Raw genomic sequence first — 17,567 nt, forward strand, 5'->3', positions numbered from 1 at the left:
GGCGCATTGTCCCCGGGATCCCTGTCTTTTCGCTGGCGCGGCGTTTTTGTTTGCGCCGCCCGGTTTTCATCCGAATGCGATTTTCCCCTTGTCAGGCACGGCGTTTCGCCGAGTCATCCCGGCTTGCATGACGTAATTTTTCGGTGGGCGTCAGCGTGGTGATCGCTGTTCCCTCACCGCGCTGGCAATGCTATTCCGATATGCAGACTCATGGAGATGAACATGGTAGACAGACTGACACCCTATAAGCTGGCGCCGCTGGCGGATGAGGCGGTAGTGTCGAATTACGTGAAGAACGTCAGCAATTATGTGATGACCAATAACCTGAACGCCGAAGGGTATAGCGCCCTCAACAAGTCGGGCATTTTGCTGCAAACGCATGAAACGAAACTATTTGGTTATAATGCGATCTCCGCAGGCAAATCCATCGGCACGATTCTGATCATTTCCAATCAACTAATGAGCGGGCTGGCGACCATGAAGGCGTGGGCGAAGACGCTGAGTGACGCCGCAACATCGGATGCAGTGAAATTCCAGAACGTCGAATGGCTGATCCATCTGCACCTGAATTCACCTCTGATGACCGACTGGGTTATCACGACGGGAGCCGCGAATCTGATCAAAGAACTGGATACACAGGGAAAGGGGGCGGTAAAAATCCGGTTTGCCATTGATTGCAGCGCCTGGTTGATGAACCGGGAGCATCGGAGGCTGGACAATGCCGCTGCGCCCGCCGATGCGGATTCATCGATAGTGAAAGGCAAATTGTCATTGCGGACGAACAGGCTGAAAACCATACCCTATGGACTGCTGCGATCGTTCGGTTTGCACAAAGCCCTGCTGTTGAACCAGCGTCCCCTGAATGTTAACGACCGTTACCTGATCGTCGATGTGGAGCCGGGAGAAGCGCTGGTTCCTTATGCGGATACGCCGGATAAAGAGATTGGCAGCAACCGTGCGAAGTGTTTTCTGGCAACCTGGAATAAGCTGATCGGCGATAACAAAGTGGTCTATAACCGGTTGCAGTGGCTACCCCATTATGCCGGTACTATGGCGTCGGAATGGTACAACATTAAATACCCTGACGGCGCGCCGGTGGATAACGTGAATGGCAAGGACATCCGAATCATCAAGAGCAACGACACCAAGCTGAAAGTCGAGCTGGCGGTGAAAACCTGCATGGACAAACTGACCGCATTCCTGAATACCGCCGGTGCTACCAGCGATTATCCCAGCGAACCTTTGCTGGGGTTTAGCATAAGTGATTATGTATCTCCGCAGGTGATAACGGCGATGGCGGGAACGACGGCTAAATCGAAGGTGGCGGCCGAGCGGGAATTCATGCTGGACGGCAAGGCGGTGGCCTATGTGGAGGTGTGCAATGTGATGGGGATAGGCTCCGGTGAAGGGCAGTCTCTGGCGGGAAATATTAATGCCGCGGATTGTACCGGCACTCGGATTTGGACCTCCTCATGGGGAGCGTTAAAGGATATTGTCGGCAGCAAGCTGCGCCTGGAACGGGTGGAATCCGGCGGTACGGTCAGTTATACGCCCAAAGCGAAGATAACCGTGCAGGATCTGAAGGATATGGGCGGGGTTTATGTGGGCAATGATCCGGGCACAACCGTCATCGTTGAGTTCTGAGTGACGTCTGCCGCTGGCGGGACGGTATAATGTTGAGAACAAACCTGTTCGGGCTGTGTGATACAGCCCGTTTTATTCTTTATCGTCGGTTAGTCTGACAAGCGGAACCAGCCATTCGGGGCGTGTGCTGCTTGGGTACTTTTCAACAGGCAGCAGGGGGTGCACAATCCTGCGGTTCAACTGGCCGATAATATCGCTGGTTACATCAAGCAGCAGGGGATAGACGGCGCTCTTCCCGATGTTACTGTATACAGTGAATTGCATTCTTAAAATGTCCTGTACTCATCGCTGAAACAACCGTGTTCATCGTGAAAGCGGTTAAGAGCTTCCAGCGCTTCGTTATTTTCCTTCTGCCACTTCGTTTGCCGGAAGCGGAACGACCCTGGTTGCGGCGCAGGCGGGGGGATACAGCTTTACAGGTGTGGAGATGACTTCACATTACTCTGATCTTGCAAGAGCGCGGCTCAGCAACTGGCGGCCTTGTAGGCAGTCGCTGTTCAACCACATAGCAAAACGCCGCCTCCGTGCAGCGCTTTGCTGACTGAAGAGCTTCCCGACTACCCACCTGAACGCGCCGCCCGCTCGCCTTCATCCGGCAGTGGGTCGCGGCCGTGCGCCTCACTCGTCGGACGGCGCCAGTTCCCACCCATCGTTTTCACTGCCGTGGGAGAGCGGATTGTCCTCGCCGGCAGCGGTGGGCAGGTCGGACGGGGCGAGGGTGTAGCTATACAGCTCGTGCAGCACCTGCTGCATCGGCGTGTAGTAGATGAAGGCACGGCCGTTAGGCTCGCCGGAGGAGATGATCCCGATCAGTTGCCGCTCGTAGGTGACGACTGGTCCGCCGGAGTCGCCGGCGTCGATGCTATTGAACTCGTCCCCGTCGGCGGCCTCGATGTGATCATAACTCGGTCGCCAAATTCCCGGCGCGAGAGACATGCCTCGCCACACGCAGCGGACGCCGGTGCGCCAACCGCTTGTGCAGAACCGCCCATCCGGCGCGTTCGTCCACCCGGTAACAGCAACTCGCGCTTCCGGCCCGCCACGCGGCATGAAGACCTGGTTATGTGCACGGGGGGTGTAGGTCTGGATCGGATTGCAGAGCACCGCGCTGTTGTGGGAGGCGCAGTGCAGCGCCATCGGATTCGGCTGGGGCGAAACCCGCACAAGCTCAATGTCTGAGCCGGCCGACTGCCACACGACGTTGCCGATGGCAGTGGAGGTACCACCCAGGTGGATAGTCGCGTACATCGGCGCACAGTGCCTGGCCAGCACGATCCATCGTGTGGCACGTTGGTACGGCGTCAGTCTGGAGAAGATGCTCGTGGGCACCACAACCGCCCCTACGGTGCATGATCCAAAGGGAACGCCGACCTTCGAGCCGGAGATGAGCGGCAGGACGGCGCGGTCGGGGTTGCGAGGCTGCACGACGGGCGGGGTTTGCGCCGTGGCGACCGAGGATGCGAGGGTGGCGACAATGGCTATTGCGATGGCTGCCATACGTTTTTGCAGTTGTCGGGTTTTCATCAGGGGGCGACTCCTCTCAAGGATGTTGGGATCGGGGAAGTGGTGGTTTCCGGGATAGCAGGATCTCATCAAGGATATCGACCTCCAGACCGCGGCGCTTCTGGCGGTAGTGGTCGATGGTGTCGCGGGTTACAGCGGCCGGGCTCGCGCCCTTGTTGACTATGCCCATAGTTACTGCCCCCCTTTTTTCCCCTTCCGAAGAAGGAGTCTGGCCATAAAGCTCACTCGGCAAGGTCTTGTTGACCGGAACGAGCCGCGACATATTGGGTTCTTGCGGTGGTTTCGGCGATGTAATACATCCCGCCAAGGCACTGACCGCTACGAGCATTGCTACCGCTAACAGAGAACTTCTCCTGTACTCACGGGAGGAAAATGGTATTTCATTGAAATTGCACTTTCAACGATTTGATATCTCCCCGCCCTAAAGGGAGAGGATTCCTACAGCGTTCAGACCGGAGCCTGACTTGCCTCGGTGGGTTCCTGCTTCATCGAGCGGCTTAAAGCTGCCATCTCTCCACAGGCTAACGAGGCATGTCCTGCCGCTCAGGGCTTAGGCACTAAAATGAACTGGCGATAATTCATTATACTCAAAACATAAATTCGTAAATTTAGTGGAAAGCATTTTGATGAAAGGACTGATTCAGTCATTTGCTGATTCAATACTGTCATCCGCACATTAAAAAACGCACACCAAAGCGAATAATGTCTTCGCCAGTTGCTCATGCCGATGTGTCACTTATCTGCGAGCTTGATGAACAATGGAGTTTTGTTGGCAGTAAAGCCCGCCAGCACTGGCGTTGGTATGCATACAACACCAAAACAGGCGGTATTCTGGCGTATACTTTCGGTCCCCGAACTGATGAAGTCTGCCGTGAATTATTGGCGTTACTTACACCGTTCGCTATTGGCATGATAACCAGCGACGACTGGGGCAGCTATAGTCGTGAAGTGCCAAAGGATAAGCATCTCACCGGAAAGATTTTCACCCAGCGTATCGAACGTAACAATCTGACGCTAAGAACCCGAATTAAGCGTCTGGCACGTAAAACAATCTGTTTCTCACGTTCAACTGAGGTACATGAAAAAGTGATCGGGGCCTTCATAGAAAAATATATGTTCTACTAATTGGAGCCACCACCCCATTTTTCAATAATGACTTTTACCGATCCGGAGTCATCCGATCTTTGCCAGTCTTCAAGAAATAAATCGAAGCCGCCACCCTGCGGAAATGCATGGATAATTCCCGCGGCCTGGATACCATCATTATTTAACCCATAGTAATTGACGGAAGCCGTATGATCGGCTGTGCTGGTCCGGTTGTAGACCCGCAGCGCAGCGGATTTGGATTGCGTGTTGCCGGCCTGCCCGCTGGCATAGTCAACACCTGCTGAGGTTGGATCAATTCTGAATCGATAGACACCGGCCTGAACATCCTTTTCGACATAGGCGGAGCCGCCCGGAATAAGGTTTCCATACCCGTCCAACGTAACGGTCTTATACGATTGCCAATCGGCCAGTGCAGAGTGAGACATTAACAGTGAAGTGGCGGCCAACGAGGAAGCAATGATTAATTTTTTTACTGTCTTGTTCATATCAAAATATCCTTTTAAAAAAAGTGGATTAATGGTTGATTCATTTACATATAAAATCAAGTACTAACGTTAAACATAATGTGGATGCCGCTGTAATTTGTTACTGCGACTCATCAATAGCGATGATGAAATGCGCCGGTGAAAGAGCCAATTGCACGCCGCAATCGGCAGTGGGCGGTATGCTGTACAGCGAACGGTTTTAAATAGGAGAATAATTTGAATATCAATGCATTACCGCTGGATGCCAATATCAATGGCTGGTCGGCGATGTTGTCGCCGCGAGAAAGCCGCCCCGCGTTGCGTCGTTCGATCACCGCCGACTGGCTGGTAATAGGCGCGGGTTACGCCGGGTTGGCGTTCGCCCGCCGGATAGCGGAGCATCGCCCGCATGAGCAGGTAGTGGTGCTGGATGCCGTTGACATTGACGACAGCGCGTCCGCGCGAAATTCCGGCTTCGCTATCGACCTGCCGCACAATATCGGCAGCTCCACCGCGGAGCTGGAGAAAGCCGCCAACTATCGCCGCCTGCTGCATGCCGGGCTGGCGCAACTGGAAACGCTGATCGCCCGTCATGGCATTGATTGCGACTGGAACCGCCACGGCAAGTATCATTGCATTGTTCGACCTGAACTGAATGGATTGCTGGAACACTACGCCCACGAATTGCAGGCGCTGTCGGAACCGTACCAGTTAGTGCAGGGCGATGCGCTGGCCCGCAAGCTGGGCACCTCCTATTACCATGCGGCGATCCATACGCCGAATTGCGTGTTGCTCAACCCGGCGGCGCTGGTGCGAGGGCTGGCGGATAGTCTGCCCGATAACGTGACGCTGTATGAGCGCTCGCCGGCGCTGGAGATTCAACCCGGCAAAACGGTGCGGGTGCGCACGCCTTACGGCGAGGTGCGGGCCCGGCATCTGATGGTGGCGACCAATGGCTGCGCCCGGCAACTGCCGATGTTCTCCCGCCAGGTGGTGGGATTGTCGACGTTTGCCACGCTCACTGAACCGCTGACGGCGGAACAGCAACAGCGGATCGGTCAGATTGACGAGTGGGGTATGACGCCGGCCAATGCCATCGCGGGCGCTACGCTGCGTTACACCCGCGATCGCCGTTTCCTGATTCGCCAGCATGTGGCTTATGTTCCGGGTTACACTGTCACGGCGCGCCACACCGCGGAGATCACGCGGCAGCATCAGGCGATTTTTCTGTCCCGCTTCCCGCAGTTGGCCGAGGTATCGGTCGCTCATACCTGGTCCGGCATGATCAGCGTCACCCGTAACGGGGCGCCGGGCTGGGGAAAATATGGCGATAATGTGTATGCCGCCGTAGGGTGCAACGGCGCCGGCATCTCTAAGCAGACCGTCGCAGGCAGCACGCTGGCGGATCTGGCGACCGGTGTCGATAACCCGCTGATCGCTGATATGCAGGCGTTGGGTAGACCCAGTTATATCCCGCCACGTCCGTTGCTGGATATGGGCGTACGCGGCAGTATTTTGAAAGAGTGCTGGCTGGGACGAAAAGAATACTAGGCACCGCTCTGCAATTATTCACGTCTGGCGCGCTCGCGAATAATTGCGAAGCGCCATTTAAACAGAGCACCCTTTAAACCGAGCAACGTCATGGATGACGGGCTTTTTCCAGTTGCTGAGTGGCGACGTTTTTATCCGCTCGATTAATGCCGTGTGATGGTGTTTTCCTGTTGAATCAGCAGCAGGATTTGCCGGTAAAGCGCTTTCACGCGTTCTCGCTGTTGCGGCCCTAGCGCCGCGTAATTATTTAATCCCGGCGCAGAATTGATTTCGATAATATTCCATGACTGCGTAGCGGCATCCATACATAAATCACGGCAGATAATATCAACGCCGGCGATACGCAGCCCCAATGACGCCGTGGCCGTTATTGCCAACGCGGCAAAGCTTTGATGAATGGTATCGGTAAAATCCACCGAGGTTCCGCCAGTGGAGAGATTGGCGTTATCAAGAAGAAAGGTTTTCTGCCCCGCAGGCAGGATGGTCTTGCGACTCAGACCCATATCGGCCAGCTTGATATCGATACGCGGGTCATGCGGGTTAATCTGGCTGCCGGGGCGTCCGCGACGGGTCAGACTCTGTTGAGCCGCGACCAGCAACTGCTGGATTGTCCGCACGCCATCGCCATAAACGGCCAATGGAAATCGCTCGTATGCCGAGATCACGGTTTCACCCAGCACCACCACCCGGTAATCCCGCCCCTGACACACTTGTTCTACCAGTAATACATCCGAGCGGGAAAAAATATGGTTGCAGACTACCGCCATCGACGGCATATCATAAATTTTGGTGACCCACGCTCCCTGACTAAGATTGTTGGGTTTTACAAACACCGGCAACCCCAGCGAGCCGGCAAACCGCCTGGCGTCCTCAATGCCTCTTCTGCTTTCCGGCGCCAGTCTGTTATTCAGCGTTTCCGAAAAGAAGGTTTTGCCCTGCGGCACGTTAAACCCATTTTTGCGCAAGAAATATTTCGTGTAGGACTTGTCCTGAGCGATAGCCGAGGATGCGGAAGGATTAAGGTTGAGATTAGTGTTTTTGAATAAATGTTTCTTTCCGTCAGGAAATATTATTTCACCGACAAAACTGAACTCCGGCTCAAATTCGATCCGGATACCTAATGTAGGTGCTATTTCTGAGAGCAAAGCGGAAACAAAAGGATAAGTCATTTTTCATCTCGCTATACGGCGTATTACCGGTGATGAGATTGTCTTCGGCGTTATTATTGCAATCCGGTACGGGCGATGAAATGCACCGGAATAAAATCAGAGTGGTCCGAGTGAAAATGCAACGATTAAAACGGCTGGCTGATGAGAAAGATAAATAAAAACATGCCTTCTGCTTAATAAAAATGCCTTTTTTATTGTATCTGAACCGGAGCTGGATTCCGCCGAGCCTTATATTCATCGTATGTAAATACAACGTGGAATGGAATAAAAACGCTTGACCTTCCTGTTACTGGAAGGTGCAGTCTGCCAGCGACTACCAATCATTTTCCTGAATGATATCCGCACGGAGGAGAGACGTATGCGTCGCCGCGAGTTTATCAAATTGAGTGCCATGCTGGGGGCGGCTAGCGCCTTACCCTGGTGGAGCCGTTCCGTCTGGGCTGAGGAGCGCCCGACCTTGCCGGTGCCGCCGCTGCTGGCGCCGGATGCGGGCGGCAATATCGCCCTGAAATTGCAGACCGGCAGCATGCGCTGGCTGACGGGGCTGGAAACCGCCACCTGGGGCGTCAACGGCGGATTTTTGGGGCCGGCGCTGCAACTGGAGCAGGGGCAGGCGGTGACCCTCAACGTCACCAACACCCTACCTGAAACCACAACGCTGCACTGGCATGGGATGGAAATTCCGGGTAATGCGGATGGCGGTCCGCAGGCGGAGATCGCGCCGGGCAAAACCTGGACCGCCGCGTTCCGGGTTGAGCAGCCGGCGGCGACAGCGTGGTTTCACCCGCATACTCACGGGGTGACCGGCCGTCAGGTGGCGATGGGGCTGGGCGGCCTGATTCTGATTCAGGATGCCGCCAGCCGGGCATTGTCGCTGCCGTCGCAGTGGGGCGTGGATGATATTCCCCTGATCCTGCAGGACAAACGTCTGGATACGAAAGGGCAAATTGACTACCAGCTGGATGTTATGTCGGCGGCGGTCGGCTGGTTTGGCGATCTGATGCTGACCAACGGCGTGCGCTACCCGCAACACGCTGCGCCGCGCGGGTGGCTGCGGCTGCGGGTCCTGAACGGCTGTAACGCGCGTCCGCTGACGCTGGCGGCCAGCGACGGGCGACCGCTGTATGTGATTGGCAGCGATGGCGGCCTGCTGGCGGAACCGGTGGCAGTAAGCGCATTGAACGTACTGATGGGCGAACGCTTTGAGGTACTGGTGGATGCGCGTGACGGTAAGGCGTTCGATGTAGTGACGCTGCCGGTTACGCAGATGGGGATGAGCGTGCCGCCGTTTGATCAGCCCTTGCCGGTATTACGCATTCAGCCAACCCTGCAACCCGGCGCCGGTACGCTGCCGGAAACGCTGGCGACACTACCGCCGTTGCCGTCAACGTCGGGGCTGAAAACGCGCCAGTTGCAGCTAACCATGGACCCGCAGCTCGATATGCTGGGCATGCAGGCGCTGATGCAGCGCTATGGTATGAAAGCGATGTCGGGCATGGATATGGCGGGACACGGCGCGATGCAGGGGATGTCGCATGGCGGTATGGACATGTCGTCACCCGCATCGACCGGAATGCAGCATGGCGGTATGAGCATGAATCATGGCGGCATGGCTCAGGAGGGAATGAGCCACGGAGGAATGAACCACGGCGGTATGAACCACCAAACGGGACAGGCGTCGGCGGCGCTGGATATCTTGTCCGGCAACCGCATCAATGGCGCGGCGTTCCAGATGGGGCAGCCTCTGTTTGACGTTCGGCGCGGCGACGTCGAGGTGTGGAACATTTCCGGGCAAGGCGACATGATGCTGCACCCTTTCCATATTCATGGCACCCGTTTTCGCATCCTGTCCGAAAATGGCAAACCGCCCGCCGCACACCGGCGAGGCTGGAAAGACATTGTGCATGTGGAAGGCGCCCGCAGCGAGGTACTGGTGCAGTTCAATCATCCGGCGCCGAAAGAGCGGGCATTTATGGCGCACTGCCATCTGCTGGAGCATGAAGACACCGGCATGATGATGTCGTTTACCGTGTCCTGATATACCCTAAATAATTCGAGTTGCAGGACAAAACGCGTTGCGTTTTGAACAACGCAGCGCGTTGGCCCCTTTAGGGCAAGGCTCAGAATGAGCCTTGTAACGCGGCAACCGAGTGAATCCCCAGGAGCTTACTCAAGTAAGTGACTGGGGTGAGCGAGGGCAGCCAACGCATCTGCAACGTGAAGTATGACGGGTATAACGCCTGAATGGCGATGTCCGCGCATGACCGCCTCCATTCAGGCGTTGCTGTCGGACATCGCTCGGGTTTGTTCTTCCTGTCGTTGATCAAAGACTTCCCGCGCCAGCGCCACCTGCGGCAGGTATTCCACCGTCCAGCGGTAAAGCGCCTGAAACGGTTCTTTCAGGGTGTGTCCGAGCGGGGTGATGTGGTATTCCACCGCAATCGGCGAGAAAGTCAGCACCCGCCGCTCCACGATACCGTTGCGCTCCAGTTTGCGCAGACACTGCGTCAGCGCTTTTTGCGTAATGCCTTCCAGGCTGCGTTTGATTTCGTTAAAGCGCAGCGGTTTTTCACACAGCGCGCCCAGCACCAGTACCGACCATTTATCGGCGATCTGTTCCAGCAGAAAACGGCTGGGACAGTTGGCATGCGAGAACGGCGATACGCAGGGTTTTAGCATAGTGGTTTCCTTTAGGCTACCTGGTAGCATTCATGTGCCTGATTGACACCAGGTTTACATTGTATACCATCACGGGTTCATGCCCAAGGAGATGAATTACATGGCTAATACTGATGTTCTGTTCCGTCCTTTTACGCTGAAAACACTGGAATTGAAAAACCGTATTGTGATGGCGCCGATGACCCGCACCTTCGCGCCTGAAGGCATTCCGGGCGATGATATTGCCGCCTATTACCGCCGTCGGGCGGAAGGCGAAGTAGGACTGATTTTGTCGGAAGGTACCGTGGTGGATCGTCCCGGTTCGCGCAACCATCCCGGCATTCCGTTCTTCCACGGCGAACGCGCGCTGAATGGTTGGCAGCAGGTGATTCACGAGGTTCACGCCGCGGGCGGCAAAATGGGGCCGCAGCTGTGGCATGTCGGTTCGGCGCCGCTTAACGACGTGGATTGGGAGCCGGATTACATCGAAAGCCCGTCTGGTCTGTTCTCGCCAGAGGTAGAACGCGGCCATGCCATGACCGATGAAGACATCGCCGATACCATTTCCGCGTTTGGCCGCGCTGCCGCCGACGCGAAACGTCTGGGTTTTGATACGCTGGAACTGCACGGCGCGCACGGCTACCTGATCGACCAGTTCTTCTGGGGAGGAACCAATCAGCGCACCGATGCATTCGGCGGCGCGACGATCAAACAACGCGCACGGTTTGCCGCCGAGGTAGTGAAGAGCGTCCGCGACGCGGTAGGGCCGGACTTCCCGTTGATTCTGCGCGTCAGCCAGTGGAAACAGCAGGATTACAGCGCCCGTCTGGCACCGACCCCGCTGGCGCTGGAAGACTGGCTGGCGCCGCTGGTGTCCGCCGGTGTGGATATTCTGCACTGCTCCCAGCGCCGTTTCTGGGAGCCGGAATTCCCGGATGTGGATGGCGAGAACGGTCTGAACTTCGCCGGCTGGACCAAGAAAGTGACCGGCGCGGCCACGATCAGCGTCGGTTCCGTCGGGCTGTCGGATGAATTCTTCAGCGCCTTTGCCGGCAAAGGCTCCAACCCGGCTAGCCTCGATAAGCTGCTGGATCGCATGGCGCGTGATGAGTTTGATTTGATCGCGGTGGGGCGTGCGCTGCTGACCGATCCACACTGGGCTGCGAAAGTCCGTCAGCAGGAACTGGAAACCCTCAAAGGGTTCGAACCGGCTTCCCTCGGCCAATTGGTGTAAGCGTTATCAGGCCCCGCCGCACCGGGGCCTGCATCGTTTACGGTTAGCGTCGCTATGGCGGTTATAGCATCCGAATCGCGGCGTTGACGACAAAGCGACTCTCTTCGCTGATGGGGCAGTCCTCCGGAATATCCGCAGGCTGACGCACGATCTGCCAGGCATCGTGCTCTTGTTCATTCAGACAGACTTCTTCCTGCATGACGTCGACCAGAAAATTCCACTGACGAACTTTCTCGTTAACCGGCGTCAGATAATCGAAAAAGCCCAGATAATGACGGATATAACGCAATCGCAGGCCGGTCTCTTCCTGTAATTGCCGCATCAGGGTGGCCAGCAGGTTGTGATCGCTGGGCTCGCGGCTGCCGCCGGGGATCTCCCAGTGGCCGGGCAGCACCGGATCGTTGGCGCTGCGACGCACCAGCAGAATCCCGCCCCGGAATACCACCGCGGCAGCCATTGTCTGACGGGTAATCCCTTCCTGTTGCGCCTGAAATTCAAACTGGCACAACATCCTGGTGTAGGTGCTGTCCTGAGGTGAAAACAAAAACATGCTGTATACCTGCACTGGGGTGAATGGGGTATGTCCAACCGGGCATGCTAACGATCCCGGATGACAGTGATATTTCACATGCAGAATAAATACAATAGAAATCTTTACAAAAGTAAATATTGTTATTCAATGTATCTACATTAACTGACATAAGCCCGCCGCCAGGCGGGCTAAAAGGAATATTCTGCCGTGCGTCAGGCACGAGAGGATGGATCAACGCACGTTAGGAACGCGGATGTTACCGTCGCGACACTGGGTTTTTACCGCTTTGCCGCAGGACTGGAAGTTCAGGTTTTTGTCCATGCAGACACGGATTTCAGACAGTTCCGCGCCGCCGCAGATTGCGACGATACTCTCTTGCGGCAGCGCGGGATTGCTCTGATGAAACGCGGTCAGAATCTGCTGCGCCGTCAGTTGCAACGGCTTGGTCGGAGCCTGGAAACTGGCCGGAATTTTCACCTTGGTCAGCGCGTTGTCTGCCGCCTGCAGGTAACCGTTCGCTCCCAGTCCGCTGCAGGTGCCGTGCTTGGTCCATTCGTGGGTGAGCAACGTATCGGTGGGGAACAGGGTATTGCCGTATTTGCGTTCCTGCGCGGTGAGCGCGGTAATCGGCGGGCAGTCCTGCGGCCAGCCGCCGTTGGCATATTGCGGCCATAAACCGTGCAATACAAAACCATACCCTTTGGTGCATTGCTCGTTATTGGCGTGAGTCAGGCAAAACGTGGGCGACCAGGATAAGGTCAGCAGGTAGTAATCAAAAACGCCCGCCTGACCTTTAGCCTGAACGGCGGGACTAGACATGACGCCGGCAGCCAGCATCAATCCGGCCAGTAACGAACCTATTTTCTTCATAACCCTCTCCTGTCGTGTATTTCTGTGTTTCAGGCGCGCAGTCTCGTGCCCAATTTGTGTTGATGAGCGCATCCGGATGCGATGAACACATCCCGGAACACGGATAAATAACCAATGAACCTTTGCCATTGACCTTATTTTTTAAGATCGAAAACGGGGAATAAATAACCGTAAAACCTGTGCGATGATCGCAAGCAGGTGTAATAGTGTATGAAGATAAAAACGCGAAATGTCAATTTTCAGGGGAATTTTTATTAAAAACATCTGTTGAATAAACGGGTTGGAGAGTGGCGAATGTAAGGGGAGATTTATCGTTGGCTGTCATCCTAAAAAAAGAAAGATGCGTAATAATCGAGGTGAAATAAATAAGGATGACAAGTAATTCTTTGGCTAATTATTATTTTTCGCCGCCAGGTAGGGAAAAGAAACATGTGCGCGGTGCGCGCACATGAATAACCATCAGTCGCGGTGTTCCGCCGCCAGCGTTGCTTTTACCGCTGGCCGTTCGGCGACGCGCGTCATATAGGCGTTAAGCGCGTTCAGATCGGCAAGCTCAATACCGACGTAACCAGCCCAGCGCGTCACGGTGAACAGGTAAGCGTCCGCCACACTGAAGGTGTCGCCGCAAAACCAGGGTTGTGTGCTCAGGCGCTGATTAATTCGGCTAAACAGGGTGCGTAGACGTTCACGCGCCGTGGCCTGCGTACTTTCGTGCGTATTCGGGCGAAAGAGTGGCGAGAAGGATTTGTGCAGTTCGGAACTGATGAAGTTCAGGGCTTCCTGCAACTGGTAACGGCCCAGCGTGCCGTTTTCCGGCGCCAGCGCTTTGGCGGGAGCCTGATCGGCCAGATATTGCAGGATAGCGACGCCTTCGCTCAGGCGCGCGCCATTTTCCAGCTCCAGCAACGGCACTTGCCCGGCGGCATGGATGTGGTAGTAATCGCTGCCGTCTTCCAGCGTATGGGTGGCAAGGTTCACGGGTACTGCGGTAAAAGGCAGCCCGGATTCGCGCAGAATGATATGCGATGCCATTGAGCAGGCGCCGGGAGAATAATACAGTTTCATCATGATGATTCAGTCATCCATTATTACGTTCAGGATTATGTTCAGGGGAACGGCGAGTTATTACACTCGCCGAAAAACTTATCAGAATTCAGTGAATTGGCATTAACGCTTCGTGCCGTCGAACGGCAAACAGCGATGCAACGCGACGTATTGCACCAACATGATGGTTTTGGCGTCCATAATGGCGCCATCGTCAATCGCCGCCAGTGCCTGCGGCAGGGTCATTTCCAGCGTTTCTACGTCTTCGCCTTCGTCCTCCACGCCGCCGCCCGTGCCGACACGGGAATGGTCGTCATACTCGCCCAGAAAGAAGTAGAGTTTTTCCGTCACCGAACCGGGGCTCATGTACGACTCCATCACCTTGCGGACATTAAATACCCGGTAGCCGGTTTCTTCCTCTGCTTCGGCGCGAATACGCACCTCCGGTTCCGCGTGATCGAGCAGGCCGGCGGCGGCTTCAATCAGCATCCCGTCGTGCCCGTTGACAAACACGGGGAAGCGAAACTGGCGGGTCAGCAGCAGCGTCTGTTTCTGGCGATGGTACAGCAGGATGACGGCGCCGTTGCCGCGATCATAGGTTTCCCGGCTCTGTCGCTGCCAGGTGCCGTCCTGGCGCAGAAAGTCAAAGGTGGTTTTTTTCAGCAGGTACCAGTCGTTAGCCAATACAACGCTATCGATAATGCGTATCCGGTCTCGTGTGGCAAGCATCATGACTCTCCTGAACAAGTAGTGAACGGTCATCCTAACGTAACCTTTCGTGCATTCTCAATTGTTATCATGCAATTTCGTGCGTATTTTGGCCCGAAAAGATCGATGGTAACCATAAAACGTGCAAAATCAGGCAGTATCAGGTAAATAAGGTGGTGTCACTGACTCATTCGGGGAACACCATGCTGACCACGCAGCGTAAACAGCGGATTCTGGAACAACTGGCGGCCGAAGGGCAGGTGCTGGCGAAACAATTGAGCGAGGTATTTGGCGTATCGGAAGATACCATCCGGCGTGATTTGCGGGAGCTGGCCAGCGAGGGCCGATTGCAACGGGTACATGGCGGCGCGTTGCCCGCGTCCGGTACGGTGGTCAGCTTTGAAGCGCGCAGCCGGATGGCGACAGGCGCCAAGCATCAGCTGGCGCGAGCTGCGGCCGCCATGATCCTGCCGGGGCAGGTGGTCATGATTGACGGCGGCACCACCAGCGGCGAGCTGGTGAAAGCTCTGCCGCTTACGCTGACCGCCACGGTGGTGACCCACAGCCCGAGTGTGGCGGTGGCGCTGGTAAACCATCCCGGCATTGAGGTGGTGTTGATTGGCGGGCGTCTCTACAAACACTCTCTGGTGGCGGTGGGCGCCGCCGCGGTGGAAGCGCTGGCCACGATTCGGGCCGACGTATTTTTTATGGGGGTGACCGGCGTGCATCCACAGGCGGGGTTCAGCACCGGCGATCTGGAAGAGGCGTATATCAAGCGGGCGCTGGCGGCGCGCGCGGCGGAAACGGTGGTCATGGCGACGCAGGATAAGCTGAATGTGGCCTCCCGCTATGCGATTGGCGAATTAGTCATGGCCAGCACGCTGATTGTGGAATCCACTGTCCCTGATGAGGTTATCGCGCCTTTTGCGCAGGCCGGGTTAAGTCTGGTTCGGGCTTAGGCTCGGTAATACGACGTGAGCGCTATCGCAATGGGAGATCGTGCAGAAACGTGCATGACGCGGCCTATACGCCCGTCGCAAACGACGGCTATCACCACTCAGATAACGGGCGAGCCGGCGCGAACCACGGAAACTCGCCCGCCAACTGGCTAAGCGTTTCACGCACCAGGCGAACCGCGCTGTCACGGATGACGGTCGGCCGGAATCCCAGCTCGATGGCATAATCCGGCATGGACAACGGGCAAGGCAGGCAACGCAGATGCGGCGCACGGGCGGCGATGGCCTGAGCGGCGTGGGCGGGCAGCGTCGCCAGCAGGCTATCATCCTGCAACAGCCAGGGGATCGCGGCAAAATGGGTGGTGGAGGCGGCAATACGCCGACTGAGCCGCTGTTCCGCCAGCTGTTCATCCACCAGCCCGATATGCCCGCCGTGCGAGATCAGCAGGTGCGGCGTCTGAATAAACCGCTCTAAAGACAGTTCGGTCACGTCACGGACCACCAGACAGGCATAGCCGCCGCTGGCGACCTGTACCTTCGAAAGCGAGCGATAGCTGAAGCCGCCAGCCGTCAGCGCCAGATCCAGCTCGTGGCGCAGCAGCAGGTCCGCCGCGATCTGGCTGTGGGCCTGACGAAACACCAGCCGTAATCCCGGCGCCCGCTGTTGCAGACGGGCGATCAGTGCCTGCCCCAGCGCCAGTTCAAAATCATCCGACAGCCCCAGGGTTACGGTGCGGCCGGCATACGCCTGCGGATTGGGCTGAAGCAACGTTAGCGTTTCACGGCACTTGTTGAGCGCATCGCTGACCAGCGGTTGCAGCTCGTGCGCCCGCGGCGTCGGCATCAAACCCCGCCCGGTGCGCACGAACAGCGGATCGCCGTACCACTGCTTCAGCCGTTTCAGCGCCGCGCTGACGGCGGACTGGGTGATGCCGAGGCGTAAACCGGCACGGCTGGCGCTGCCTTCCTCGTATAACGCTTCAAAGGTTTTGAGCAGGTTCAAATCCAGACTGCTGATATTTATTTCATTCATATCAATCAACAACGAAATGGGCTTCATTCAACTCAGCGGGAGAGGCAGCATACCACTATCGCTGGCCCGTCGGGCCATCTCAACGAACCGGAGAACAAACTATGGCGACATCGGTGGTGGCCGCATTGCAAATCGGGAGTTCACCCGCCGGCAAAGCAGCGACGCTGGAGGCGATTCTGGCATGGGAAGGGGACATAACCCGCAGCGGCGCGAAGCTGGTGGTAATGCCGGAAGCGCTGTTGGGGGGATACCCGAAGGGCGAGACGTTCGGCACCTATCTGGGCTATCGCCTGCCGCAAGGGCGTGAAGCGTTTGCACAGTATTACCACCACGCCGTCGATCTGGATGGCGAAGAGTGCGCGGCGCTGGCGGCGTTGTCGGCTCGTACCGGCGCTACGCTGGTGGTGGGCGCTATTGAACGCGACGGCAACACGTTATATTGCACGGCGTTGTTTTTCACGCCGGAGGTCGGGCTGGCGGGCAAGCACCGCAAACTGATGCCCACCGGCACCGAGCGGCTAATCTGGGGGCAGGGCGACGGTTCCACCCTGACGGTGCTGGATTCGCCGGCGGGTAAAGTCGGTGCGGCGATCTGTTGGGAAAACCACATGCCATTGCTGCGTATGGCGATGTACGGCAAAGGGGTACAGATCTGGTGCGCGCCGACGGTGGACGAACGCGATATCTGGCAAGCCTCGATGCGGCATATCGCCCACGAAGGGCGCTGCTTCGTGATTACCGCCTGTCAGGTGCAGCCATCGCCTGCCGCGTTGGGCATTGAGGTGCCCGGTTGGGATCCGCAACGGCCGCTGATCAACGGCGGCAGCCTGATCGTCGATCCGTTGGGCAACGTATTGGCCGGGCCGCTGACCGGTCAGGCCGGTTTACTGACGGCGGAAATCGACACCGATCTGCTGGTCGGCGCCCGTTACGATCTGGATGTGGTCGGCCACTACGCCCGACCGGATGTGTTCGCGCTGACGGTGGATGAGCGGGAGCGCTCATCAGTGAAATATCAACGGTGATAAGCCGTCCCGGCGTGGTGTTCGGTGAAGAAGGAGAAAACCGCACCT

At 56.7% G+C, this 17,567-nt stretch carries 16 protein-coding genes and 4 pseudogenes; 7 read left to right on the forward strand and 13 right to left on the reverse strand.

Going from position 1 to position 17,567, the window contains the following annotated elements:
• The first annotated feature begins 222 nt into the window (after nt 1–222).
• Nucleotides 223–1,644 carry a hypothetical protein gene (locus tag DXX3274_RS10260; protein WP_042859702.1) on the forward strand — a complete coding sequence of 474 codons (1,422 nt, stop codon included), beginning with the start codon at nt 223–225 and terminating at the stop codon, nt 1,642–1,644.
• A 75-nt stretch (nt 1,645–1,719) separates the two neighbouring features.
• Here the strand turns inward: DXX3274_RS10260 and DXX3274_RS10265 are convergent.
• The 5 genes and pseudogenes from DXX3274_RS10265 to DXX3274_RS24400 form a co-directional block, all read right to left on the reverse strand.
• A pseudogene (locus DXX3274_RS10265) lies at nt 1,720–1,908 on the reverse strand (CcdB family protein); the annotation flags it as partial.
• 2 nt (nt 1,909–1,910) lie between these two features.
• Nucleotides 1,911–2,006, reverse strand: a pseudogene (locus DXX3274_RS22825) (type II toxin-antitoxin system CcdA family antitoxin); the annotation flags it as partial.
• 256 nt (nt 2,007–2,262) lie between these two features.
• The gene (locus DXX3274_RS10270; protein ID WP_042859703.1) at nt 2,263–3,168 is read right to left on the reverse strand and encodes a trypsin-like serine protease; all 906 of its coding nucleotides are present in this window, start codon (nt 3,166–3,168) and stop codon (nt 2,263–2,265) included.
• 16 nt (nt 3,169–3,184) lie between these two features.
• Nucleotides 3,185–3,496 carry a hypothetical protein gene (locus DXX3274_RS10275; protein WP_042859704.1) on the reverse strand — a complete coding sequence of 104 codons (312 nt, stop codon included), beginning with the start codon at nt 3,494–3,496 and terminating at the stop codon, nt 3,185–3,187.
• A 119-nt stretch (nt 3,497–3,615) separates the two neighbouring features.
• Nucleotides 3,616–3,711 (reverse strand): annotated as a pseudogene (locus tag DXX3274_RS24400) (hypothetical protein); the annotation flags it as partial.
• 115 nt (nt 3,712–3,826) lie between these two features.
• Here DXX3274_RS24400 and DXX3274_RS10280 point away from each other — a divergent pair.
• A pseudogene (locus tag DXX3274_RS10280) lies at nt 3,827–4,293 on the forward strand (IS1 family transposase); the annotation flags it as partial.
• Here DXX3274_RS10280 and DXX3274_RS10285 read toward each other — a convergent pair.
• Complete coding sequence (locus DXX3274_RS10285) at nt 4,290–4,760, reverse strand: hypothetical protein (protein ID WP_042859705.1); 471 nt, start codon at nt 4,758–4,760, stop codon at nt 4,290–4,292. The pseudogene DXX3274_RS10280 and the gene DXX3274_RS10285 overlap by 4 nt on opposite strands.
• 216 nt (nt 4,761–4,976) lie before the next feature.
• On the opposite strand from DXX3274_RS10285, the gene DXX3274_RS10290 reads away from it, so the two are divergent.
• A complete protein-coding gene (locus DXX3274_RS10290; protein WP_042859706.1) occupies nt 4,977–6,290 on the forward strand; it encodes an FAD-binding oxidoreductase in 1,314 nt (437 codons plus the stop codon).
• 143 nt (nt 6,291–6,433) lie between these two features.
• On the opposite strand, the gene DXX3274_RS10295 is transcribed toward DXX3274_RS10290, so the two are convergent.
• The gene (locus DXX3274_RS10295) at nt 6,434–7,255 is read right to left on the reverse strand and encodes a cyanophycin synthetase (protein ID WP_238556105.1); all 822 of its coding nucleotides are present in this window, start codon (nt 7,253–7,255) and stop codon (nt 6,434–6,436) included.
• Nucleotides 7,256–7,817: 562 nt separating this feature from the next.
• Here DXX3274_RS10295 and cueO point away from each other — a divergent pair.
• On the forward strand, nt 7,818–9,497 hold the full coding sequence (cueO, locus tag DXX3274_RS10300) for a multicopper oxidase CueO (protein WP_042859708.1): 1,680 nt from the start codon (nt 7,818–7,820) through the stop codon (nt 9,495–9,497).
• Between the two features lie 236 nt (nt 9,498–9,733).
• On the opposite strand, the gene DXX3274_RS10305 is transcribed toward cueO, so the two are convergent.
• On the reverse strand, nt 9,734–10,138 hold the full coding sequence (locus DXX3274_RS10305) for a helix-turn-helix domain-containing protein (protein WP_038918899.1): 405 nt from the start codon (nt 10,136–10,138) through the stop codon (nt 9,734–9,736).
• Nucleotides 10,139–10,238: 100 nt separating this feature from the next.
• Here DXX3274_RS10305 and DXX3274_RS10310 point away from each other — a divergent pair, with 100 nt between their 5' ends.
• Nucleotides 10,239–11,351, forward strand: coding sequence for an NADH:flavin oxidoreductase (locus DXX3274_RS10310; RefSeq protein ID WP_042859710.1), 1,113 nt, complete (start codon nt 10,239–10,241; stop codon nt 11,349–11,351).
• Nucleotides 11,352–11,412: 61 nt separating this feature from the next.
• Here the strand turns inward: DXX3274_RS10310 and DXX3274_RS10315 are convergent, their stop codons facing one another.
• From DXX3274_RS10315 to DXX3274_RS10330, 4 genes are all read right to left on the reverse strand, one after another.
• Nucleotides 11,413–11,901 (reverse strand): NUDIX hydrolase, encoded by a 489-nt coding sequence (locus DXX3274_RS10315; protein ID WP_042859711.1) that lies wholly within the window; start codon nt 11,899–11,901, stop codon nt 11,413–11,415.
• A 213-nt stretch (nt 11,902–12,114) separates the two neighbouring features.
• Nucleotides 12,115–12,753, reverse strand: coding sequence for a ribonuclease T2 (locus tag DXX3274_RS10320; protein WP_042859712.1), 639 nt, complete (start codon nt 12,751–12,753; stop codon nt 12,115–12,117).
• A 459-nt stretch (nt 12,754–13,212) separates the two neighbouring features.
• Nucleotides 13,213–13,818, reverse strand: coding sequence for a glutathione transferase GstA (gene gstA / locus DXX3274_RS10325; protein WP_042862030.1), 606 nt, complete (start codon nt 13,816–13,818; stop codon nt 13,213–13,215).
• Between the two features lie 102 nt (nt 13,819–13,920).
• Nucleotides 13,921–14,526, reverse strand: coding sequence for an NUDIX domain-containing protein (locus DXX3274_RS10330; RefSeq protein WP_042859714.1), 606 nt, complete (start codon nt 14,524–14,526; stop codon nt 13,921–13,923).
• A 182-nt stretch (nt 14,527–14,708) separates the two neighbouring features.
• Here DXX3274_RS10330 and DXX3274_RS10335 point away from each other — a divergent pair, with 182 nt between their 5' ends.
• Entirely contained in the window at nt 14,709–15,464 is a 756-nt protein-coding gene (locus DXX3274_RS10335) for a DeoR/GlpR family DNA-binding transcription regulator (protein ID WP_042859715.1), read from the forward strand.
• A 91-nt stretch (nt 15,465–15,555) separates the two neighbouring features.
• Here the strand turns inward: DXX3274_RS10335 and DXX3274_RS10340 are convergent, their stop codons facing one another.
• Nucleotides 15,556–16,494, reverse strand: coding sequence for a LysR family transcriptional regulator (locus DXX3274_RS10340; protein ID WP_042862031.1), 939 nt, complete (start codon nt 16,492–16,494; stop codon nt 15,556–15,558).
• A gap of 101 nt (nt 16,495–16,595) precedes the next feature.
• Between DXX3274_RS10340 and DXX3274_RS10345 the strand changes: the two genes are divergently transcribed.
• Nucleotides 16,596–17,519 (forward strand): carbon-nitrogen hydrolase family protein, encoded by a 924-nt coding sequence (locus DXX3274_RS10345; RefSeq protein ID WP_042859716.1) that lies wholly within the window; start codon nt 16,596–16,598, stop codon nt 17,517–17,519.
• Nucleotides 17,520–17,567: the final 48 nt, after the last annotated feature.

The organism is Dickeya sp. NCPPB 3274 (assembly GCF_000406205.1).
Taxonomy (GTDB): Bacteria; Pseudomonadota; Gammaproteobacteria; order Enterobacterales; family Enterobacteriaceae; genus Dickeya; species Dickeya fangzhongdai.